The 20,633-nt window shown below is 71.3% G+C and carries 21 protein-coding genes; 11 read left to right on the forward strand and 10 right to left on the reverse strand.

The features are described 5' to 3' along the window. Positions 1-954 carry a 2,3,4,5-tetrahydropyridine-2,6-dicarboxylate N-succinyltransferase gene (gene dapD, locus ABD951_RS09695; protein WP_345344064.1) on the reverse strand — a complete coding sequence of 318 codons (954 nt, stop codon included), beginning with the start codon at positions 952-954 and terminating at the stop codon, positions 1-3. A gap of 98 nt (positions 955-1,052) precedes the next feature. Between dapD and ABD951_RS09700 the strand changes: the two genes are divergently transcribed. Both ABD951_RS09700 and dapE read left to right on the forward strand, forming a co-directional pair. Beyond that, positions 1,053-1,976 carry an SMP-30/gluconolactonase/LRE family protein gene (locus tag ABD951_RS09700; RefSeq protein WP_345344066.1) on the forward strand — a complete coding sequence of 308 codons (924 nt, stop codon included), beginning with the start codon at positions 1,053-1,055 and terminating at the stop codon, positions 1,974-1,976. A 216-nt stretch (positions 1,977-2,192) separates the two neighbouring features. Further along, positions 2,193-3,278 carry a succinyl-diaminopimelate desuccinylase gene (gene dapE / locus ABD951_RS09705; RefSeq protein ID WP_345344553.1) on the forward strand — a complete coding sequence of 362 codons (1,086 nt, stop codon included), beginning with the start codon at positions 2,193-2,195 and terminating at the stop codon, positions 3,276-3,278. Here the strand turns inward: dapE and ABD951_RS09710 are convergent. The 8 genes from ABD951_RS09710 to ABD951_RS09745 all read right to left on the reverse strand — a co-directional run bounded on the left by ABD951_RS09710 (position 3,255) and on the right by ABD951_RS09745 (position 13,058). Next, positions 3,255-4,076 carry a sugar phosphate isomerase/epimerase family protein gene (locus ABD951_RS09710; RefSeq protein WP_345344068.1) on the reverse strand — a complete coding sequence of 274 codons (822 nt, stop codon included), beginning with the start codon at positions 4,074-4,076 and terminating at the stop codon, positions 3,255-3,257. The genes dapE and ABD951_RS09710 overlap by 24 nt on opposite strands. After that, positions 4,073-5,797 (reverse strand): FAD-dependent oxidoreductase, encoded by a 1,725-nt coding sequence (locus ABD951_RS09715; RefSeq protein ID WP_345344070.1) that lies wholly within the window; start codon positions 5,795-5,797, stop codon positions 4,073-4,075. The genes ABD951_RS09710 and ABD951_RS09715 overlap by 4 nt, the downstream gene beginning before the upstream one ends. Further along, positions 5,794-6,894 (reverse strand): Gfo/Idh/MocA family protein, encoded by a 1,101-nt coding sequence (locus ABD951_RS09720; RefSeq protein WP_345344072.1) that lies wholly within the window; start codon positions 6,892-6,894, stop codon positions 5,794-5,796. The genes ABD951_RS09715 and ABD951_RS09720 overlap by 4 nt, the downstream gene beginning before the upstream one ends. Beyond that, positions 6,894-7,697 carry an aldo/keto reductase gene (locus ABD951_RS09725; protein WP_345344074.1) on the reverse strand — a complete coding sequence of 268 codons (804 nt, stop codon included), beginning with the start codon at positions 7,695-7,697 and terminating at the stop codon, positions 6,894-6,896. Before ABD951_RS09725 ends, ABD951_RS09720 begins: the two co-directional genes overlap by 1 nt. Further along, complete coding sequence (locus tag ABD951_RS09730) at positions 7,694-9,649, reverse strand: FAD-dependent oxidoreductase (protein ID WP_345344076.1); 1,956 nt, start codon at positions 9,647-9,649, stop codon at positions 7,694-7,696. The genes ABD951_RS09725 and ABD951_RS09730 overlap by 4 nt, the downstream gene beginning before the upstream one ends. A 77-nt stretch (positions 9,650-9,726) precedes the next feature. Beyond that, positions 9,727-10,617 carry a shikimate dehydrogenase gene (locus ABD951_RS09735; RefSeq protein ID WP_345344078.1) on the reverse strand — a complete coding sequence of 297 codons (891 nt, stop codon included), beginning with the start codon at positions 10,615-10,617 and terminating at the stop codon, positions 9,727-9,729. 5 nt (positions 10,618-10,622) lie between these two features. Then, the gene (locus ABD951_RS09740) at positions 10,623-11,984 is read right to left on the reverse strand and encodes an MFS transporter (protein ID WP_345344079.1); all 1,362 of its coding nucleotides are present in this window, start codon (positions 11,982-11,984) and stop codon (positions 10,623-10,625) included. Positions 11,985-12,146: 162 nt separating this feature from the next. Then, the gene (locus ABD951_RS09745) at positions 12,147-13,058 is read right to left on the reverse strand and encodes a LysR family transcriptional regulator (RefSeq protein ID WP_345344081.1); all 912 of its coding nucleotides are present in this window, start codon (positions 13,056-13,058) and stop codon (positions 12,147-12,149) included. Positions 13,059-13,203: 145 nt separating this feature from the next. On the opposite strand from ABD951_RS09745, the gene ABD951_RS09750 reads away from it, so the two are divergent. The 9 genes from ABD951_RS09750 to ABD951_RS09790 all read left to right on the forward strand — a co-directional run bounded on the left by ABD951_RS09750 (position 13,204) and on the right by ABD951_RS09790 (position 19,403). After that, on the forward strand, positions 13,204-13,899 hold the full coding sequence (locus ABD951_RS09750) for an SDR family NAD(P)-dependent oxidoreductase (protein WP_345344083.1): 696 nt from the start codon (positions 13,204-13,206) through the stop codon (positions 13,897-13,899). Positions 13,900-13,909: 10 nt separating this feature from the next. Beyond that, on the forward strand, positions 13,910-14,734 hold the full coding sequence (locus ABD951_RS09755) for an LOG family protein (RefSeq protein WP_345344085.1): 825 nt from the start codon (positions 13,910-13,912) through the stop codon (positions 14,732-14,734). Further along, a complete protein-coding gene (locus tag ABD951_RS09760) occupies positions 14,731-15,279 on the forward strand; it encodes an LOG family protein (protein WP_345344087.1) in 549 nt (182 codons plus the stop codon). The genes ABD951_RS09755 and ABD951_RS09760 overlap by 4 nt, the downstream gene beginning before the upstream one ends. A 4-nt stretch (positions 15,280-15,283) precedes the next feature. Then, positions 15,284-16,243 (forward strand): dihydropteroate synthase, encoded by a 960-nt coding sequence (gene folP, locus ABD951_RS09765; RefSeq protein WP_345344088.1) that lies wholly within the window; start codon positions 15,284-15,286, stop codon positions 16,241-16,243. After that, the gene (locus tag ABD951_RS09770) at positions 16,240-17,169 is read left to right on the forward strand and encodes a glucosyl-3-phosphoglycerate synthase (protein ID WP_345344089.1); all 930 of its coding nucleotides are present in this window, start codon (positions 16,240-16,242) and stop codon (positions 17,167-17,169) included. The genes folP and ABD951_RS09770 overlap by 4 nt, the downstream gene beginning before the upstream one ends. Before the next feature lie 48 nt (positions 17,170-17,217). Further along, positions 17,218-17,550: a DivIVA domain-containing protein gene (locus ABD951_RS09775; protein ID WP_345344090.1), complete on the forward strand. Its 333-nt coding sequence runs from the start codon at positions 17,218-17,220 to the stop codon at positions 17,548-17,550. Beyond that, positions 17,547-18,113, forward strand: a complete 567-nt coding sequence (locus ABD951_RS09780) for a DNA-3-methyladenine glycosylase I (RefSeq protein ID WP_345344092.1) — start codon at positions 17,547-17,549, stop codon at positions 18,111-18,113. The genes ABD951_RS09775 and ABD951_RS09780 overlap by 4 nt, the downstream gene beginning before the upstream one ends. Positions 18,114-18,261: 148 nt before the next feature. Next, positions 18,262-18,429: a DUF3117 domain-containing protein gene (locus tag ABD951_RS09785; RefSeq protein ID WP_006554284.1), complete on the forward strand. Its 168-nt coding sequence runs from the start codon at positions 18,262-18,264 to the stop codon at positions 18,427-18,429. A 110-nt stretch (positions 18,430-18,539) separates the two neighbouring features. Next, complete coding sequence (locus tag ABD951_RS09790; protein WP_345344137.1) at positions 18,540-19,403, forward strand: putative RNA methyltransferase; 864 nt, start codon at positions 18,540-18,542, stop codon at positions 19,401-19,403. On the opposite strand, the gene glgA is transcribed toward ABD951_RS09790, so the two are convergent. Then, positions 19,379-20,545, reverse strand: coding sequence for a glycogen synthase (gene glgA, locus ABD951_RS09795; RefSeq protein WP_345344139.1), 1,167 nt, complete (start codon positions 20,543-20,545; stop codon positions 19,379-19,381). The genes ABD951_RS09790 and glgA overlap by 25 nt on opposite strands. Between the last annotated feature and the right edge of the window lie 88 nt (positions 20,546-20,633).

Genomic DNA, 20,633 nt, shown 5'->3' on the forward strand with positions numbered 1-20,633 from the left:
CTAGTCGTTCGCGTGCAGCGCGGCGTTGAGCTCGATGCCGGTGCCGGTCTTCGCGACCACCTCGACACCACCGGTCACCGAGTTGCGGCGGAAGAGCATGTTGGACCGGCCGCTGAGGTCCTTGGCCTTGACGACGGTGCCGTCCGGGCCGGTCACCTTGGTGCCGGCGGTGATGTACAGGCCGGCCTCGACGACGCAGTCGTCGCCGAGCGAGATGCCCAGGCCGGAGTTCGCGCCGAGCAGGCAGCGCCGTCCGACGGAGATGACCTCCTTGCCGCCGCCCGAGAGGGTGCCCATGATCGAGGCGCCGCCACCGACGTCGGAGCCGTCGTCGACGACGACGCCGCCGGAGATGCGGCCCTCGACCATCGAGCTGCCGAGGGTGCCGGCGTTGAAGTTGACGAAGCCCTCGTGCATGACGGTCGTGCCGGAGGCGAGGTGGGCGCCGAGCCGGACCCGGTCCGCGTCGCCGATCCGGACGCCGGACGGGACCACGTAGTCGACCATGCGCGGGAACTTGTCGACCCCGTAGACGGTGACCGGTCCGCGGGCGCGCAGCTTGGCGCGGACCAGCTCGAAGCCGTCGACGGCGCACGGGCCGTGGTTGGTCCACACGACGTTGGCGAGCAGGCCGAAGACACCGTCGAGGTTCAGGCCATGCGGCCGCACGAGGCGGTGCGAGATCAGGTGCAGGCGCAGGTAGGCGTCGTGGGCGTCGACCGGCGCGGCGGACAGGTCGGCGACCTGGGTGCGGACGGCGACACGGTTGACGCCGCGGTCGGCGTCCTCACCGGTCAGTGCGGCCAGCTCGGCCGGGACGTCGGCTCCGGTCAGGACGGTGGTGCCGGTCTCGGCGACCTCGCCGAGGGCGGGCTCCGGGTACCAGGTGTCGAGGACGACCCCACCCGTGGTGACGTTTGCGATACCGACTGCGGTAGCTCCCTGAATGCTCACGGGCATTCAGGGTACCGTCCGGCCAGGTGAACCAGCGCAGGCCGGTGTTTCGTGCAACGCTACGACCAGTCATCGCCACCCGAGGGGACGTGGAATCCATGCGCCGACCTGCCTTCACCCGCACCGCCGCCCTTGCCGCCGTCGGCGTGCTGTTCGCGGTGGTCGCCGCCGCGGTCACGGCCCCCGCCGCGACGGCGGCGCCGGCCTGCCCGGACAGCCGCTCACCGGTCCTGGTCGGCCGGGTGCCGGGCGCGGTGCTCGAGGGCGCGACGGTCGACGGCGCCGGCCGGCTGTACGTCACCGATCTGGTCTCGGGCCGGGTGTTCCGGCTGGACCGGCCCGGTGCGGCCGCGGTTCCGATCGCGACGGTGCCGAGCGGCGGCGCGGGTGCTCTCGCGTGGGCGCGGGACGGGTCGCTGCTGGTCGGGTACGGCGCCGACGCGCGGGTCTTCACCGGTGACGCCACCCGTTCGGCCGGGATCGTCGCGGTCGACGTGACGACCGGCGCGGTTCGGCCGTTCGCGTCCGGTCTCAGCGCCGCGAACGGGCTCGCCGTCGCCCGCGACGGCACCGTGTACGCGACCAACGACTTCGGGTCGCTGATCGGGCGGGTGCTGCCGAACGGGGTCGTGCAGCCGGACTGGGCGGTGCTGCCCAGCGCGAACGGTGCCGCCCTCAGTGCCGACGACCGGTACCTGTACGTGTCGCGGACCTTCAGCGATCCCGGGGTCAGCCGGATCCCGACCGCGAACCCCGGCGCCCCCGAATCGGTGGTGACGTTCACCGGCGGTGACGTGTTCGCGGCGCCGGACGGGCTCGTGCTCGACCCGCAGGGTCGCCCGGTCGTCCCGACCGACGTCTCCGGCCAGATCCTGCGCGTCGACGGCCCGAACCGGTTCTGTGTCCTCGCATCCGGCCTGCCGCTGTCGAGCGTCCTCACCTACGGGGGCGGCGACACCGGCTTCTCCGCCGGCCGGCTCTTCCGCGCCGGCTTCGACGGCGCGATCCACGAGATCCGGTGACGGACGGCGTCGCCGACGTCCACCGGTCCCTCCCGGGGCGGCATGCCGAGCATCCGCAGGGTTGCCCGGAGCCCGTCCTCGACGGGGCCGAGTCCAGGTCGGACAGGGCCGCCCGCACCTTCGCTCCGGTCTCCGATCAGTGAGTTCTTCTGGTCCCTCTGGGGGGCAAGAGGACTCACGGGCGGCGGAACCGCCTAGGCTGATCGGGTGACTGCGCTGCCGAATCTGGACCTGCACGCCGACCCGATCGACCTGACCGCCGCGCTCGTCGACATTCCGAGTGTGTCGCAGGACGAGGGACTGATCGCGGACGCCGTCGCACTGGCGTTGCGCGAGCAGACCATCGGATTCGAGGTGATCCGGAGCGGCAACGCGGTCCTCGCCCGCACCGATCTGGGGCTGCCGAGCCGGGTGCTGCTGGCGGGGCACCTGGACACCGTCCCGATAGCCGACAACGTGCCCAGCCGGCGCGAACGCGATTCCGCGGAGGGTGACGTGCTGCACGGCTGTGGCACCGTCGACATGAAGTCCGGCGACGCGGTGTTCCTGCACCTGGCCGCGACGATCGAGGATCTGTCCCACGACGTGACGCTGGTCTTCTACGACTGCGAGGAGATCGCCGCGAAGTACAACGGCCTCGGACGGATCGAGCGGGACCTGCCCGACTGGCTGCGGGCCGACGTCGCGGTTCTCGGGGAGCCGACCGGCGGCTTCGTCGAAGCAGGCTGCCAGGGCACGCTGCGGGTGCGGTTGAGCGCGTCCGGGGTGCGTGCCCATTCGGCGCGATCGTGGCTGGGGGACAACGCGATCCACAAGTTCGCCCCGCTGCTGCAGCGACTGTCCGACTATGAGGCCCGCTCGGTGGACATCGACGGCTGCGTCTACCGCGAAGGACTGTCCGCGGTCCGCATCGCAGGCGGGGTGGCGGGCAACGTGGTGCCGGACGCCGCCGAGATCGACGTGAACTTCCGCTTCGCCCCCGACCGCAGCGTCGCGCAGGCCGTCGACCACGTCCGGGAGGTCGTCGACGGCCTCGGCCTCGGCTTCGAGGTGACCGACAGTTCGGCGGGCGCACTGCCGGGCCTGTCCGCGCCGGCGGCGGCGGAGCTGATCACCGCCGCCGGGGGGCAGGTCCGCGCCAAGTACGGCTGGACCGACGTGTCCCGGTTCGCGGCGCTGGGCATCCCTGCGGTGAACTACGGGCCGGGTGACCCGAACCTCGCCCACAAGCGGGACGAACGGGTGCCGGTCTCGCAGATCACCGATGTGACCGCAGCGCTACGGGGCTACCTGAGCAACTGAGAGCACCCGGCGGGTCGCGGCGACGAGATGGTCGAGCCACGGCCCGGTGCCCACCGCGCGGCGCTGCGGCTCGTTGGGTAGTTCGACGCTGATCGGCAGGTCCGCGGGCAGCGTCGACCAGATGTCCGCCAGCGCGATGCCACCCTCGCCGGGGACTCGGCGCTCCTCGCGGGCGTGCCGGATCAGTTCCGCGTCGTCGGTGGGGGCGGGAACGGCGCCGTCGCACATCTGCGCGTAGTGCAACCACTCCCGGGGAATCGCAGCCAGGTCGTCGAGGGTGGTCGCCGAGCGGGCGACATGCAGGGCGTCGACGAGGACGCTGCGCGCCGGACCGTCGGCCTGCGAGACGATCTCCACGGCGGCCCGGGCGTTCGGAACCGCCGTCCACGGCATGAATTCGAGGCTCGCGACGATCCCGTACCGCCCGCACAGGTCCGCGAGCCGGGCGTAGGAGTCGGTCAGCCGGGCACGGTCGCGGTCGTCGCCGCCGACGAGGACGGCCTTCGCGCCGAGCCGGGCCCCGGCCTCGAGCAGCGGCTCGTACGCCGCGGCGTTGAAATCGGTGCCGAGGCGGATGATTTCGAGGTCGAACACCTCGACGGGCGAATCGGCGAGGCGCCGGATCAGGGTGTCCAGCGCCGCGGGGTCCGTGTGCACGGGGTAGGCGGTGGTGCGCGGTGCGGCCGGAAGCAGGCGGATGCCGACGGTGTCGAAGCCGTGCTTCTCGGCCAGGTCGATCTGCTGCAGTGGTGCGGTATCGAGGACGGTCAGGGCCGCGAGGCCCAGCGGTGCGCTCATGCGGTCTCTCCTGTCGTGGCGAGGCGACGTCCGGTGAGGAAGCCGAAGGTCATGGCGGGTCCCAGGTTGATGCCGCCGGACGGGTAGTGGCCGCCCATCACCGACGCCTGATCGACCCCGACCGCGTACAGGCCGCCGATCGGGCGGTCGTCGGCGTCCAGCACCCGCGACCCGGCGTCGGTGGCCAGGCCGGCGAAGGTGCCGAAGCTGCCGGGCACGACCTTGACCGCGTAGAACGGGCCCTTCTCCAGTGGTGCCAGCGACGGATTCGGCCACGGGTTGTCGTAGTCGCCGGAGCCCCTGGTGAACGGGGTTGTGCCGCGGTCGAACTCGGGGTCGACGCCGTCCCGGGCGCCCTCGTTGAACGCGGTGACGGTCTTCTCCAGGCCGTCGGTGTCGACGCCGATCTTCTCGGCCAGCTCACGGACCGTCTTCCCCCGCGTCAGGTAGCCGGACCGCAGGTAGGGAAACAGTGGGATGGGAAGCGGTTTCGCGAATCCGAGCGGCAGGTACCGCAGGTACCGGGCGTCGGCGATCAGCCAGGAGCACACCTCCTCGCCCTCCGGCACCTTCTGCACCATCGCCAGCGTGTAGTCGTGGTAGCCGAGTGCCTCGTTGACGAACCTGCGACCATCCGCCAGGACACCGATGGTGCCGGGCTTGCCGCGATCGAGGATGTGCGGGAAGACACCCTGCTTTCCATTGCGGTACTTGACGATCGACACCGGGCAGTACGCGACGGGGGAGGCGACTGTGGTGTCGAGCCGCCCGCCGACGGATTCGCCGAGCGTGATGCCGTCGCCCGTGGTCGTCGGCGGGGTGAGGGTGTGGTGCTCGCGACCGCTCGGGGTGCGCGGGAACAGCTCGCGAATCCGATCGAGGTCGTGGGTGAAGCCGCCGGTGGCGAGGACGACACCGCGGCGGGCGGCGACGGTGTGGGCGCCGTCGGGTCCGTCGAGCCGGATCCCGGTGACCGCGCCCGTGTCATCGGTCGTCAGCGCGGTCGCGGCCGTGTTCACCCGGATCTCCACACCCGCGTCGAGCGCGGACCGCAGCAACCTGCCGACGAGGGCGGTGCCGTTGACGAGCTGCTGGCCGCGCCGCTTGGTGGCCAGGTCGGTGAGGTGCCTGCCGACGCGAACACCGCAGTGCACGAACGCCTTCGGCGAGCGGGTCGAGTGCAGGAAGGCCTGCAGGTCGGGGCCGGCCATGATACCCATGCCGAGGAACGAGGTCTCGTACAGCTGGCGGCGCAGCAGCCTCGCCACGTCCGGGCCGAGCGTGCGCAGGCTCACCGGCTTCGGTCCGACCGACCGGTGTCCCGTTCCCGCGCCGGGGGTGTCGCCGTGAATGTCGGCGATCTTCGCGCCGGGCACGAACTGCAGCGCCGTGCGGCGCTCGAAGAACTCGACCATCTCCGGGGCGCCGTCGAGGAGAGCGTCGACCTTCGCGTCGTCGAAGTTCTCGCCCAGCCGGTTCTCCAGGTAGGTGCGCGGCAACGAGCGGTCCTCGTGCACGCCGTCCGCGTGGGCGAACAGTGTGCGCGGCGTCCACATCCAGCCACCGGACCACGCGGTCGCGCCGCCGCACACGTCGGCCTTCTCGACGACCAGCACGGTGGCCCCGCCATGGGCCGCGGTGATCGCGGTGGACAACCCGCCCGCGCCGGAGCCGACGACGACGACGTCGTAGGTGGGAGTGGTGGGTGCGTCGGTGTTCATCGGGTTTCCTTCGTGGTGACGAGTGTGGGTGCCGCCCGCAGGTCCACGACGCGTCCGGTGCGGGACGACTCGTAGATGCCTGCGACGATCGCGAGGGAGGCGCGGGCGTCGCGGCCGGTGACGGCGGGTGCGCGCCCGGTCAGGACGGCGTCGGCGAAGTCCTGCACCTGCAGCGTGTGGAAGTCGGTCAGACCCGCGTTCACGTCCGCGACGTCCAGATTCGCCTGGACGTCTGGGGAGTACGGCGTGCCGAGCGTGATTTCGCCCGGGACGGTCCAGATCTCGTTGACGCCCTCGCGGCCCTCCGGGAACTCGAGGACGCTGGCGATCGCGCCGGTGGCGCCGACGACGGTGACCCGGTTTCCGAGGTTGTGATTGGCGCCGGTGGTCGCGGTGATGGTCGCCGTCGCGCCGGATGCGAACGTCACGACGGCGGAGGCGCTGTCCTCGGTCTCGATGTGATCGCCGTGGGTGTGGGTGCGGATGAACCCGCTGACCGAGGTGGCGTCGCCGACGAACCACTGCAGCATGTCGATCTGGTGCACTGCCTGCGTCATCAGCACGCCGCCGCCGTCGGTGTCCCACCGGCCACGCCAGGCGTCCGCGGAGTAGTACTCCGACGGGCGGTGCAGTATCACCGACACCTCGCCGAGGGTCGGTGCGCCGAGGGTGCCGTCGTCGATCGCCGTCTTGATCCGGCGGGCGGCGGGCCAGAAGCGGCGCTGGAACAGCACCCCGAACGTGATGCCCGCGCGGTCGGCGGCCTCGATCATCCGGTCGGCGGCCGCGACGTCCACCGCGATCGGCTTCTCGCACAGCACATGGATCCCCGCGGCCGCGGCGGCGAGGACGACCTCCTCGTGCACCGGATGCGGCGTGCAGACGGTGCACGCGTCGACGCCGAGGGCGAGCAGTTCGTCCACGGACCCGAAGGCCTGCGGAATACCGTGCGTCGCAGCGAAGTTCCGGGACCGCGCGAGGTCGGGGTCACAGCACCCGACGACGTCGACACCCGGGACGCGCTGCAGCGCCCTCGCGTGGTTGCCCGCGATCCTGCCGCAGCCGACGATGCCGACCCGCAATGTGCCTGTGCCCATCAGAAGTGCTCCTCGGCTTCGACGTCGCGCGCCGCCGACTCGCCGCGGTCCAGCGCGTCGAGTGCCGCCAGGTCGTCGGCGGTGAGCGTGACGTCCACCGCCGCCAGGTTCTCCTTCTGGCGAACCGGATTCGCGGATCGGGCGATCGGCACCACGCCCTGCTCGAGATGCCAGGCGAGGACGACCAGTGCCGGGCTGACGCCGATGCGTTCGGCGATCTCGCGCACCACGGGGGAGTCGAGCACGTCACCGCGGCCGAGCGGACTCCACGACTGCGTCAGCACACCGAGCTCGTCGTTCACCGCCCGAACCGCGGCCCGGGCGAGCGAGGGATCCATCTGGATCTGGTTGACCGCCGGCGCCTCGCCGGTGTCCGCGACGACCCGCTGCAGATGGTGGCCGAGGAAGTTGGAGACGCCGACGTGGCGGACCAGGCCGGCGTCGCGGCACGCCAGCATCGCCTCGAAGGTCGCGCTGTAGCGGTCGATCCGCGGCAGCGGCCAGTGGATCAGGTAGAGATCGAGCCGGTCGAGCTTCAGGTTCTCCAGACTTCGCTCCAACGCGCCCCGGATGTCACCCGACACCTGGTCGTTGCCGCGGATCTTCGTGGTGACGAGCAGGTCGTCGCGGGGCACACCCGATTCGGCGAGCGCGACACCCACGGCGTCCTCGTTCCCGTAGATCGACGCGGTGTCGATCAGTCGGTAGCCGCTCTCGATGGCGGCGAGCACCGACCTGGTCGCGTCGGACCCGACCAGCGGCCAGGTCCCGAGACCGATCGGGGGCAGGAACTCGTGGATCATGCGCCGACTTCCTCTCTCGACGTCACCGCTGCCGTGGTGACGGTCTGTGCGACGTCGGCCGCGGTGACGACCGCCGCATGGATGGAGCCGCCGTCGCCGCTGGCGTCGCCGACGGTGTGGACGCCGAGTCGTGGTGCGAGCGAACGCAGGTCGGCGAGCAGGTCGGCGCGTGGCTCGACACCGTGCGAGACGAGCAGTTCGCCCGGGGCCGCAACCTCACGTTCGTCCCCGTCGGTCGAGACGACCAGGGTGTCCGCGGTGATGCGGGTGACGAACGACGACAGGTGGGTGGTCAGGTTCTCGGCCGCCGCGAGGCGGGGCAGCAGCACGATCTTGCCGCGTCTGCCGACGTCGTGGGCGATGCTCTCCTGCGGGCCGATCATGACAACCCGCGTGCCGCGCAGCAACAGATCGTCGGCGACGGCGGCGGCCTCCCGGTCCGCGCCGAAGAAGGTCACGGTTTCCGGCGCGGGATCGCCCGAGCGCAGGAACTCGCGGACGTCGCGGATGCGCCGGGTGTGCGCGCCGGGCAGGTCGAGCGCGGGTCCGCGTCCCCCGGTGGCCAGCACGATGGCGTCGAAGTCGCCGCCGGCCAGCGTCGACGCGTCGACGCGGACTCCGGTGTGCGTGTCGACACCGAGGTCGGCGAGCTCGGCGCGGTACCAGTCGACGATCCGGTGGTACTCGGGGTATTCGTGCAGCGTCGATGCGAGCGCGAAGTCCCCACCGAGGTCGTCGCGTTCGTCGTACAGGACCACCCGGTGCCCGGCCGCGGCCAGCTCGCGCGCCGCGGCCATCCCGGAGGGGCCACCGCCGACGACCGCGACCCGCACCGGCGCCTCGGCCGGAGTCGACGGCTGCTCGGCCTCGCGACCCACCCACGGGTTCACCGAGCACGGGATCGGTCCCGCCGCGAGGCTGTCGATGCAGTAGTTGCAGGCGATGCACGGCCGGTAACGGCCGCCGTCGATGGCACGGTTCGGAAAGTCCGGGTCCGCGTGCAGGGTTCGCGCCATCGACACGAAGTCCGCCTGCCCGGACGCGATGATCCGGGCCGCGACGTCGGGTGAGCTGATCCGGCCGGCGACGCCGACCGGGATGTCGTGGTCCTGCTTGTAGGGCGCCGCGTACGGGGCCAGCAGTCCGCGCTCCCACTCGCCGGGCTGGATGATCCACTGCCCGGACTCGTAGTTGCCCGCCGAGACGTCGAGGAAGTGCAGCCGGTCGGTGTCGATCGCGGCGATCCGGGCACGCGTCGTCTCCGCGTCCAGTCCGCCGTCGACCGCCTCGAGAGCCGAGAAGCGCAGGCCGAGAACGATTCCCGGGGCGTGATCGTGGACCGACGCGATCACCCGGTTCACGAACAGGGTCGGGTCGGCCCACTCGTCGTCGCGCTTGTTGTAGGCGGGGGAGAGGAACTGGTGGATCAGGTAGCCGTGACCGCCGTGCAGTGAGATCACGTCCACACCGGCTCGCCGGCAGCGGGCGGCGGCCTCGCCGAAGCACTCGATGAGGTGCTCGATGTCGTCGGCGTCGAGCTGTTCCGGCATCTCGCCGCCGACCACCTGGCAGGGGATCGGGCTCGGGGCGACCGGCACGAATCCGCTCACGGCGCCCTGCGCGGTGCGTCCGCCGTGGTTGAGTTCGACACCGACGAGCGCGCCGTGCGCGTGGATCGCGTCCGCCATCCGGGCGATGCCGGGGATCCGCTCGTCGACGTCGACCCCCATCTGCCGGATCCGGCCCTTGCCGTCCGCGCGGACGTAGCTGGCCTCGGTGAAGACGAGCGCCGCACCGCCCGCGGCGCGGCGGACGAGGTAGTCGACGTACCGGTCCGTCATGGTGCCGTCGAGCTCGCAGTAGTTGCGTTCCATCGGCGCCGAGACGAAACGGTTGCGCAGCCGCAACCCACCGAGGTCGAGAGGTGCGGCGAAGGGCGGTGTGGAGGTCATCGTGGACTCCTGACGATCGCGAGAAGATGAAGAGACGGGTGACAGCGCGGTCAGCGACCGGCCGTGCGAACTGGCGGTCAGTGACCGGCCGTGACCTGCTGGGCGGCAAGCAGTTCCGTGAGGTGGGCGCGCATCCGCGTCCGGTCGGCGGCATGCCCGGTGAGCAGCTCGAAGGTGTCCGCGGCCTGCGCGACGAGCATCTGGCCGCCGTCGAGCACGGCGCAGCCGGCCCGCTCGGCGGCGGACAGCAGTTCGGTCCGCAGCGGGCGGTAGACGACATCGGCCACCCACAGATCCGGGTGCAGCGCAGCCGCATCCACCGGGGAGCCAGGATGCCCGACCATGCCGATCGGGGTCGCGTTGACCAGGCCGGTGCACGATGCGAGGCCCGCCGGGACATCGCCGAGGGGCACCGCGACCGCGGTGGTGTGCTCGAACGCGCCCGACACGCGGGTGCAGACGTCGGCCGCGCGGGCCGGGTCCACATCCGCGATCCGGAGTTCCGGCACCCCGGCAGCGGCGAGGGCGTAGGCCACGGCCGACCCGGCGCCGCCCGCACCGACCACCTGCACGACCTCCAGTCGCGCGTCGGGCAGGCCGCGCCGCAGTCCCGCGAGGAAGCCGCTGTGATCGGTGTTGTGGCCGATCAGCTTTCCGCCGCGGACGACGACTGTGTTGACCGCGCCGAGCGACCGGGCGTTGTCGGAGAGGTCGTCGAGCCCGGCGATCACCGTCTGCTTGCAGGGGTGGGTGACGTTGAAACCCGTCCAGCCCTCGGCGAATGCGGTACGGACCAGGTCGCCCGCCGACTCGGCGGCGATCCCGCGGTCGTCGATGTCGAGCAGGTCGTAGCGGTAGTCGGTCAGGCCGAGCTCGTGCGCCTCACGGGTGTGCAGTGCCGGAGACAGTGACGTCCCGATACCGGCGCCGACGAGACCGATACGGTGCGATGCGGTGGGGGTGCGCACGGCCGTCACACCCTCGTCTCGGTGAGAACAGGTCGTGCCGGCGCGACCTGCTGCTGCTCGCCGAGCTGGGCGGTGGGAGTGCGGTACGTCTCCGGTCCGGTCAGCGCCGCGAGCGCGGCCAGGATCGCGAAGCCGAGGCACATCCACGCCGCCGGCGCCCAGTTGGCGGGGTCGCCGCCGGTCAGTGCCTGGGCGATGGCGGGGGTGAAGCCGGCGACGAGCAGGCCGAGCATGAGGCTCACCGCCATGCCGGTGTACCGCACCTGGGCCGGGAACTGCTCGGGGAAGTACGCCGGGTAGACGCCGTTCGGCATCGCGTAGAACACGCCGAGCATCACGATGCCGGACGCGAAGACCAGGGGGACGCTTCCGGTTTCGATCGCATGGAAGAAGACGAACACCATCACGCCCGCACCGATCGCGCCGATCACGAAGACCGGCTTGCGGCCGATCCGGTCGGCGAGGATGCCGAACGGTGGCTGGGTGAGGACGGCGACGAAGTTCGCGGCGGCGATCGCCCACAGCACCGACGACCGTTCCATGCCTGCCCCGTTGACCGCGTACGCGAGGGCGAAGACGTTGACGATGGTGTTGATCATCGCGAAGGTGGCGCTGAGGCTGATGCGGAGCACGGTGCGCCAGTGGGAGCGGAAGATCTCGACGACGGGGAGGGAGACGGTTTCGTCCTGCTCCCTGAGTTCCTCGAAGACCTCGGGCTCGTCCAGTGTGCGGCGCAGCAGCAGTGCGACCACGGTGACGACGATGCTGAGCCAGAACGGGATACGCCAGCCCCACGTGTACAGCGCCTCGTCGGGCAGCGAGGCCACCGGGATGAACACGAGGCTCGAGATCACGATGCCGAACATGATGCCGCTCATCGTGAATGAGGTGAAGAACGAGCGCCGGTGATCCGGTGCGTGCTCGAGCGTCAGGGCGGACGAGCCGGGCGACTCGCCGCCGGCCGACAGGCCCTGCAACAGCCGAAGCAGCACGAGGATGATCGGGGCGGTCATGCCGATGGTGTCGTAGGTCGGCAGGCAGCCGATCACGAACGTCGAGAGGCCCATCAGCATCAGGCAGGCCATCAGCGCGTTGCGGCGGCCGAACCGGTCGCCGAGGTGGCCCCAGAGCACCGCGCCGAGCGGGCGGGCGACGTACGCGACGCCGAGCGTGGCGATCGAGAGCAGGGTGGCGGTGGTGCCGCCGCCGGGGAAGAAGATCTTGCCGAACACGAGCGCCGCGGCGGATCCGTAGATGAAGAAGTCGTAGTACTCGAGCGTGCTGCCGAGGAAGCCCGAGATCGCTGCGCGGCGGGCGTTCGGGTGGGAGTGTCCGCCGGTGGGTGCAGGCGCAGACGTGCGTGGCATGGGTGGTCCTTTCGTCCCCAGGAAACCGGCGGGGCGGGCGCGTCTCGCACCTGTGCTCCCAATCGTGATCCGTCTCACAACTGCCGGCGAGGAACGAGCCTGTCACGGCCGACTATGGCAAGTCCAACACCGAATAAGTCTGAAATAAAGACCAGAATCATCTCAATTGGCGCGCTCGTCGCCGCCGGGTGTCGGCAGGATCTCCTCCGATGTCGCCAGCGCCACCCGCAGGGCGTCCGACATGCCCTTCGCGGGCCAGCCGATGCCGTGGTTCATGTAGATCGGCTCGCCGGTCAGTGGGACGAAAACTGTTCCGGGGGGCAGGATTTCGTTCAGTCCGGAGGTCATCAGCGAGATGCCGACGCCCGCGGCGACCAGCATCAGGATCATGAACGGGTCGGTGATCTCCTGCACGATCCGCGGACGGAAACCGGCGTCGAGGCACGCGCGCATCGCCGTCTCCTGCAGGCTCGATCCGGCAGACAGTGGGGTGGTCACGAAGCCCTCGTCGGCGAGTTCGGCCAGGTCGATCGCGGACGCGCCCGCCAACCGGTGGTCGGTGGGCAGTACGACACCGAACGGCTCGCGGCGAATCAGCCGCGTGTGCACGGACGACGACTGGACCGGCAGACCGACGAAGGCGAGGTCGAGGGCGCCGCTCTCGAGCTGGACGACGGCGTCGCGGGTCATGATCCGGCCGACCAGTGACAGTTCGATGTTCGGGTAACGCTGTCGCAGCGCCCGGGTCAGTGGCGGGAGCGCCCGGTGGTTGAGCACGCCCGTGAAGCCGATCCGGATGTGTCCGTAGACGCCGCCCGTCGACGAGCGTGCCGCCTGCCGTGCCGTGTCCACTCCCTCGAGGAGTTGGTAGGCGTGCGGCAGGAACGCGTGGCCGGCCGCGGTCAGCGAGACCGTGCGGGTGCTGCGCTCGAACAGTGCGACGCCCAGATCCTTCTCGAGCTTGCGGATCGTCTGGCTCAGTGGGGACTGCGCCATCTGCAGCCGGGCGGCGGCGCGGCCGAAGTGCAACTCCTCGGCGACGGCGACGAATGCGTGCACCCAGCGAATCTCCATCGAGTCCTCACGGTGGTTGGCGAGTGGGCGGTTGACGCGTGTGTCCCGCGCCATATATTTGTGAATCAAGCACAGTGACACAAGTGATTATGTGCCTATTCAACATAAACCGTGCCGGGTCGGCACACAATCCTCAGGAGCGAACATGGCAGCGACGTACCCGGAGGGCGCCACCGCGCTGATCACCGGAGGAGCCGGCGGCATCGGGGCGGCCTGCGCGACCGTGCTCGCCGGCGCCGGGGTCCGCGTCGTCACCGCGGACGTCGCGGCCGGCGCCGACGTCCGCCTCGACGTCACCGACCCGGACGACGTCGAGCGGGTGCGTGCCGAGATCGGCCCGGTCGACATCCTCGTCAACAGCGCCGGTGTCGTCGGCCCGTCCGCGCTGCTCGTCGACGTGGATCTCGAACAGTGGCGTCGCACGTTCCGGATCAACGTCGACGGCACCTTCCTCCTCTGCCGCGCCTTCGCGCCGGGCATGGTCGCCGGCGGATGGGGCCGGATCGTGAATCTCGCGAGCATCGCGGCCAAGGGCGGCAATCCCATCCAGAGCGCGTACTCGGCGTCGAAGGCCGCGGTGATCGCCCTGACCAAGTCGCTCGGCAGGGAACTGGCCACCACCGGCGTGCTGGCCAACGCCGTCGCGCCGGCCGCGGTGGCGAGCCCGATGAACGCCGACACCGACCCGGCGATCCTCGCGCGGTCGCAGAGCCTGACTCCGATGGGGCGGATGGGCATGCCGGAGGAGATCGCCGAACTCGTCGCCTGGCTGAGCTCGAACGCGGTGAGCTTCTCCACCGGCGCCGTGTACGACGCCAGCGGGGGACGCGCCGACTACTAACCTTGGCCGCATGGCCCTCGACAGAACCCCAGGACGTCCCGCCAAACGCAGCACCGGCAAGCGCGGTAGCTCCGCCGCCCAGCAGCGCGGACCGGTCCAGTTGCGCCGCGACCGCAAGACGGGCCCCAGCACCGCCGATCAGCGACTTCTCGACCGGCGTGGGCCGGTGGACTGGGTGCACACCGATCCGTGGCGGGCGCTGCGCATCCAGAGCGAATTCGTCGAGGGGTTCGACGCGCTGGCCGAGGTGCCGCGCGCGGTCGCCGTGTTCGGGTCGGCGCGCACACCTTCGGAGCACCTGGACTACGAACTCGGCCGCAAACTCGGTGCAGGGCTCGCCGAAGCGGGATACGCCGTGATCACCGGCGGCGGCCCGGGAGTGATGGAGTCCGCCAACCGCGGCGCCTGCGAGGCGGGCGGGTATTCCATCGGCCTCGGCATCGAGTTGCCGTTCGAGCAGTCCCTCAACGAGTGGGTGGACCTGGGCATCAACTTCCGCTACTTCTTCGCGCGCAAGACGATGTTCGTCAAGTACTCGCAGGCGTTCGTCTGTCTGCCCGGTGGATTCGGCACCCTCGACGAACTGTTCGAGGCGCTCACGCTCGTGCAGACCCGCAAGATCACGCGGTTCCCGATCGTGCTGATGGGAACCGCCTTCTGGGGTGGGCTCGTCGACTGGATCCGCTCCACCCTGGTGGCCGAGGGCAAGATCGCGGCGGCCGACGTCAAGCTGATCCACGTCACCGACAGCGTCGAGGAAGCCGTCCGCATCGTGGTGGAGTCCCAGCTCGGGGAGGTCGTGGTCGAACCGCGCGAGGAGGTCGACGAGTGGTGACCGGCCGCCCGATCGCGGTCTGCGTGTACTGCGCGTCCGGTCCCGTCGACCCGTCGTTCCTGACGCTGGCCGCCCGGCTCGGTGCCGAGATCGGCCGCCGCGGAATGCATCTCGTGTCCGGTGGCGGCAACGTGTCGATGATGGGTGCGGTCGCGGAGTCGGCCCGGCGGCACGGCGCCCACACCGTCGGCGTGATTCCGAAGGCGTTGGTGCACCGGGAGGTCGCCGACGTCCACGCGGACGAGCTGATCGTGACCGACACGATGCGCCAGCGCAAGCAGGTCATGGAGGACCGGTCGGACGCGTTCGTCACGCTGCCCGGTGGGATCGGCACCCTCGAGGAACTGTTCGAGACGTGGACCGCCGGCTACCTCGGCATGCACGACAAACCGATGGTGCTGCTCGACCCGGTCGGGCACTACACCGGCCTGCTGCGGTGGCTGGACGGACTGCGGGACGGCGGATTCGTGCAGCAGCGCGCCCTCGACGCTCTGCTGGTCACCAAGGACGTCGATCGGGCGCTCGACGCCTGCATGCCACTATGAAGCCATGACGGAGATCACCGGAGCGGAGCCTGCGCAGCGACCGTCGGCGTCGTCCGCGGAGCCTGCGCAGCGACCGTCGGCGTCGTCCGCGGGGCCTGCGCAGCGGCAGACGCTGTGCGGCCGACCCGTGGCGACCGATCGGGCGCTGGTGATGGCGATCGTGAACCGCACTCCGGACTCGTTCTACGACCGCGGCGCCACGTTCACCGACGAGGCCGCGATGGCGGCCGTGAACCGGGCCGTCGACGAGGGCGCGGACCTCGTCGACATCGGCGGCGTCAAGGCAGGCCCGGGTGACGACGTCGACGCCGCGGAGGAGATCCGGCGGGTGGTGCCGTTCGTGGAGGCGATCCGCGCCCGGCACCCGGACCTGATCATCTCGGTGGACACCTGGCGGGGCGAGGTGGCCCGGTTGGCGTGCGCCGCCGGCGCCGACCTGATCAACGACACCTGGGCGGGCGCCGACCCCGATCTCGTCCTGGTCGCCGCCGAGCTCGGTGCCGGGTACGTCTGCTCGCACACCGGCGGCGCGGTCCCGCGGACCCGGCCGCACCGGGTCCGGTACGCCGACGTCGTCACCGACGTCCTCGACGAGGTGGTGCCTGCCGCCGAGCGGGCGCTCGCGCTCGGGGTGCCGCGGGACTCGATCCTGATCGATCCGACCCACGATTTCGGCAAGAACACCTTTCACGGGCTCGAATTGTTGCGACGAGTGGACGATCTCGTGAAGACCGGATGGCCGGTCCTGATGGCGCTGAGCAACAAGGACTTCATCGGGGAGACTCTGGGGGTGGAACTCGCCGAGCGGTTGGAGGGCACGTTGGCAGCGACGGCATGGGCGGCCGCGCGGGGCGCGCGGGTGTTCCGGGTACACGAGGTCGCGTCCACCCGGCGGGTGGTCGACATGATCGCGGCGATCGCCGGTACCCGGGCACCGGTCCGGACGGTGCGGGGGCTGGCATGAGTGCGGTGAACGCCGGCGGGGTCCAGCTGTGGTCGGAGGCGAACAGCTGGGACCACCCGGACTGGACCGTCGCCGATCTCGAGGCGGCGAAGGCCGGCCGGACCGTCTCGGTGGTGCTGCCCGCGCTGAACGAGGAGAAGACCGTCGCCGCGGTCGTGGACACCATCCACCCGCTGCTCGGCGGTCTGGTCGACGAGCTGATCGTCCTGGACTCCGGATCGACGGACGAGACGGCCGACCGGGCCGCCGCGGCCGGGGCGACGGTCGTCAGTCGGGAGCAGGCGGTCCCCGAACTGCTGCCGGTCCCCGGCAAGGGGGAGGTGCTGTGGCGGTCGATCGCCGCGAGCACCGGGGACATCATCGCGTTCGTCGACGCCGACCTGATCAACCCGGACCCGGCGTTCGTGCCGAAGCTGCTGGGGCCGCTGCTCACGGTCGACGGCATCCATCTCGTCAAGGGGTACTACCGGCGGCCGCTGCGGGTCGGCGGCACCGAGGACGCGACCGGCGGCGGCCGGGTCACCGAGCTGGCCGCGCGGCCGTTGCTCGCGGCGTTGCGGCCCGAGCTGACGTCGGTGCTGCAGCCGCTCGGCGGCGAGTACGCCGGCACCCGGGAGCTGCTGTCCGCGGTCCCGTTCGCGCCCGGCTACGGGGTCGAGATCGGGCTGCTGCTCGACACCTACGACCGGCTCGGGCTCGGCGCGATCGGGCAGGTCAACCTCGGTGTGCGCAAGCATCGCAACCGTCCGCTCGCCGAGCTCGGGGTGATGAGCAGGCAGATCATCGGCACCATGCTGCGTCGCTGCGGGGTCCCGGACTCCGGCGCGGGGCTGACCCAGTTCCGGGCCGACGGCGAGTCGTTCCTGCCGGTGACCACCGACGTCTCCCTGGCGGACCGGCCGCCGATGAACACCCTGCGTCCCTGATCGGATCGCGACCGGCCGGCTGTCGGTGCGGCGTGACAGTATCGGGGCATGTTCACGGTCCTGCTCTACCTGCTCGTGATGGTCCTCGTCGGCGGGGTGCTGTTCCTGGTGGCGTCCGTGGTGTTCGGCCGCGGCGAGGAGATGGCGCCGTTGCCGCCCGCGACGACGGTCACCGCGCTGCCTGCGGAGGACGTGACCGGCGCGGACGTGCAGGACCTGCGGTTCCAGCAGGTGTTCCGCGGGTACAAGGCCAGCGAGGTCGACTGGGCACTGGACCGGCTCGGCGCCGAGATCGACTCGCTGCGCGCCGAACTCGCCGACGCGCGCGCGGCGGCCGCGGCGCCGGTGGCCGTGTCGAACGGTGCGGAGGACCAGGCGTGAGCGACGACCCGATCCGGTGCCCCTGGGCGGTGGACGCGCCGGGGTCCACCCTGTACCGCGACTACCACGACCACGAGTGGGGTGCCCCGCTGCACGGCCGGGACGCGCTGTTCGAACGGATCTGCCTCGAGGCCTTCCAGTCGGGCCTGTCGTGGATCACGGTGCTGCGCAAGCGGGAGGCGTTCCGGGCGGCGTTCGCGGGGTTCGACGTCGACACCGTCGCCGCGTTCGGGCACGACGACGTCGAGCGGCTGCTCGGGGACGCGGGCATCGTCCGCAACCGCGCCAAGATCGAAGCCACGATCGGTAACGCCCGGGCGGTGCTGGCGCTGACCGACACCGATCTCGACACCCTTCTGTGGTCGTTCGCGCCGCCGCCACGCCCGAGCCGGGTACGGACCGTCGACGAAGTTCCGGCGGTGACCGCCGAGTCCACCGCGATGGCCCGTGATCTGAAACGCCGCGGGTTCCGATTCGTGGGTCCTACCACGGCGTATGCGCTGATGCAGGCCACCGGAATGGTCGACGACCACCTGGCGGACTGCTGGGTTCCGGCCCGGTGACACCGGCCTCCACGGGCCCGCTCCGGGGGCGTCGGACGGGGTCCAAACGTGACTCAGCTTCCCGGCCTTTGTTGCGATAGGGAAGAATGAACGCGTGGGCCCGGCAAATGTCCGGGTGACGACGGCAGAAGATCTGGAGGGAGCAGGAATGGCGGCCATGAAGCCCCGGACCGGGGACGGTCCCCTCGAAGCAACCAAAGAAGGACGGGGAATCGTCATGCGGGTCCCGCTCGAGGGCGGTGGTCGGCTGGTCGTCGAACTGACCCCCGAGGAAGCTGCCGCGCTCGGCGACGAGCTCAAGAGCGTCACCAGCTAACCCTCGTGCAGTAACCGATGCACCCCGGGCCCCGCGTCGCCACCAGGCGGGCGGGGCCCAGCGCTGGGTGCGACCGGTCGACGGCATCGGAGCAAGGAGCGAGGAGGGTCGTGCTCACCGACGTGCTGGACCTGCTGGCCTGCCCGCACTGCGGCGGCGATCTGGACGAGTCCGAGGGTGCACTGCTGTGCGGTCGCGGGCACAGTTTCGACATCGCGCGGCAGGGCTACGTGAGCCTGCTGTCCGGGGCGTCGAAGATCACCGGGGACAGCGCCGAGATGATCGCGGCCCGAGCGACATTCCTCGACGGCGGCCATTTCGATCCACTGCGCGCCGCGGTCGCGGAGGCGACCGCCGCGGACGCCGCCGGTGTCCCGGACCCCGCGGTCCTCGAGGTCGGGGCGGGCACCGGGCACTATCTCGCGACCGTCCTCGACGCGCTGCCCGGCGCTCGCGGGCTCGGTGTCGACGTCTCGAAGGCCGCCGCGCGTCGGCTCGCCCGCAGCCACCCCCGGGCCGCGGCGGTGGTCGCGGACATCTGGACCCAGCTGCCGGTACGCGACCACGCCGTCAGCCACGCGCTGTCGATCTTCGCGCCCCGCAATGCCGTCGAGCTGTGGCGGGTGCTGCGCGCCGACGGGGAACTCGTCGTGCTCACTCCGACGACCCGGCACCTGCACGAACTGGTGGACCTGCTGTCGCTGGTGCGGGTCGACGAGAACAAGACCGCCCGGCTGGGCGCGTCGCTCGGCGGTCACTTCGACCGGGTCGCGCGGGTCGGGGTCGAGTACCCGATGGCGTTGACCCGCACCCAGGTCGACCAGCTCGTCGCGATGGGTCCGTCGGCCCGGCACCTGGGGGAGCAGGCGCGCGCTCAGGCGATCGCGGCCCTGCCCGACACGGTGACGGTGACGGCATCGGTGACCGTCAGCCGCTACCGGCCCCTCCGTCAGGTCCCGATCGCGGCCCGGTAGACGTCGAGGGTCCGGCGGGCGATCTCCGCCCAGGAGAACTCGGCGACGGCCCGCCGGCGACCCGCCCGGCCCATCGCGGCCGCGCGGCCGGGGTCCGCGGCGACGTCGTTGACGGCCGCTGCGAGGGCTTTCTCGAACGCCTCCGGCTCGTAGGAGTTGTAGTGCACCAGCCGGCCGGTGACGCCGTCCTCGACGACCTCCGGGATGCCGCCGACATCGGACGCGACGACCGCGGTCTCGGTCGCCATCGCCTCGAGGTTCACGATCCCGAGCGGTTCGTACACCGACGGGCACACGAACACCGTTGCCGCGGAGAGGATCTGCCGGACGGATGCGGTCGGCAGCATCTCCCGGATCCAGTGCACGTCGCGGCGGGACGCGGCCAGCTCGGCGACGGCCCGCGCGGTCGACTCGCCGATCTCGAGGGTGTCCGGTGCGCCGGCGCACAGCACCAGCTGGATGCCGGGGTCGAACCGGTGGGCGGCCGCGATCAGGTGTGCGAGCCCCTTCTGCCGGGTGATGCGGCCGACGAACACCGCCAGGGGCCGGTCGGGGTCCACGTCGAGCTCGCGCAGCACCTCCGACGCCCACGGGTCCCCCTCGGGGTACCAGACGTCGGTGTCGATTCCGTTGCGCACCACGTGGACTCGGTCCGGGTCGACGAACGGGTAGGCGTCGAGCAGGTCGGCGCGCATCCCGGCGCTGACCGCGATGATCGCGTCGGCGTACTGCACGGCGTTGTGCTCGGACCACGACGACAGCCGGTACCCGCCGCCGAGTTGCTCCGCCTTCCACGGACGGCGCGGCTCGAGGGAGTGCGCGGTCAGCACGTGCGGCACCCCGTGCAGTGCGCCGGCCAGGTGGCCGGCGAGCCCGGCGTACCAGGTGTGCGAGTGCACGACGTCCGCGCCCGCCGCGGCGGCCGCCATCCTCAACTCGGCGGACAGCACCGACAGCGCCGGATTCGCGGACGCCAGCGCCGGATCGGGCTGGTGCACCTGGGCGCCCTCACGAGGGGTGCCCATGCAGTGCACGTCCACCGCGCACAACCGCGTCAGCTGGGCCACGAGCTCGGTGACGTGGACACCGGCCCCGCCGTAGATCTCCGGCGGGTACTCCCTGGTCATCATCGCCACGCGCACGGGCTAAACGTAGCCGTCACGCCGGGATGCGGCCACCGATCCGGCGCGCGGCCGCGGGCGTGTCCTCCCGCTCACGGGACACCGCGGG

It is taken from the genome of Rhodococcus olei, from assembly GCF_039540555.1.
GTDB classification, from domain to species: Bacteria; Actinomycetota; Actinomycetes; order Mycobacteriales; family Mycobacteriaceae; genus Rhodococcus_G; species Rhodococcus_G olei.

Bases quoted from the DNA above. Each gene is read 5' to 3' on its own strand.
- ABD951_RS09725 (WP_345344074.1), bottom strand. From the start codon at position 7,697: ATGATCCACGAGTTCCTGCCCCCGATCGGTCTCGGGACCTGGCCGCTG.
- ABD951_RS09720 (WP_345344072.1), bottom strand. From the start codon at position 6,894: ATGGGCACAGGCACATTGCGGGTCGGCATCGTCGGCTGCGGCAGGATC.
- ABD951_RS09715 (WP_345344070.1), bottom strand. From the start codon at position 5,797: ATGAACACCGACGCACCCACCACTCCCACCTACGACGTCGTCGTCGTC.
- ABD951_RS09740 (WP_345344079.1), bottom strand. From the start codon at position 11,984: ATGCCACGCACGTCTGCGCCTGCACCCACCGGCGGACACTCCCACCCG.
- ABD951_RS09730 (WP_345344076.1), bottom strand. From the start codon at position 9,649: ATGACCTCCACACCGCCCTTCGCCGCACCTCTCGACCTCGGTGGGTTG.
- ABD951_RS09745 (WP_345344081.1), bottom strand. From the start codon at position 13,058: ATGGAGATTCGCTGGGTGCACGCATTCGTCGCCGTCGCCGAGGAGTTG.
- ABD951_RS09750 (WP_345344083.1), top strand. From the start codon at position 13,204: ATGGCAGCGACGTACCCGGAGGGCGCCACCGCGCTGATCACCGGAGGA.
- ABD951_RS09785 (WP_006554284.1), top strand. From the start codon at position 18,262: ATGGCGGCCATGAAGCCCCGGACCGGGGACGGTCCCCTCGAAGCAACC.
- ABD951_RS09700 (WP_345344066.1), top strand. From the start codon at position 1,053: ATGCGCCGACCTGCCTTCACCCGCACCGCCGCCCTTGCCGCCGTCGGC.
- ABD951_RS09775 (WP_345344090.1), top strand. From the start codon at position 17,218: ATGTTCACGGTCCTGCTCTACCTGCTCGTGATGGTCCTCGTCGGCGGG.
- folP (WP_345344088.1), top strand. From the start codon at position 15,284: ATGACGGAGATCACCGGAGCGGAGCCTGCGCAGCGACCGTCGGCGTCG.
- ABD951_RS09770 (WP_345344089.1), top strand. From the start codon at position 16,240: ATGAGTGCGGTGAACGCCGGCGGGGTCCAGCTGTGGTCGGAGGCGAAC.
- ABD951_RS09710 (WP_345344068.1), bottom strand. From the start codon at position 4,076: ATGAGCGCACCGCTGGGCCTCGCGGCCCTGACCGTCCTCGATACCGCA.
- ABD951_RS09755 (WP_345344085.1), top strand. From the start codon at position 13,910: ATGGCCCTCGACAGAACCCCAGGACGTCCCGCCAAACGCAGCACCGGC.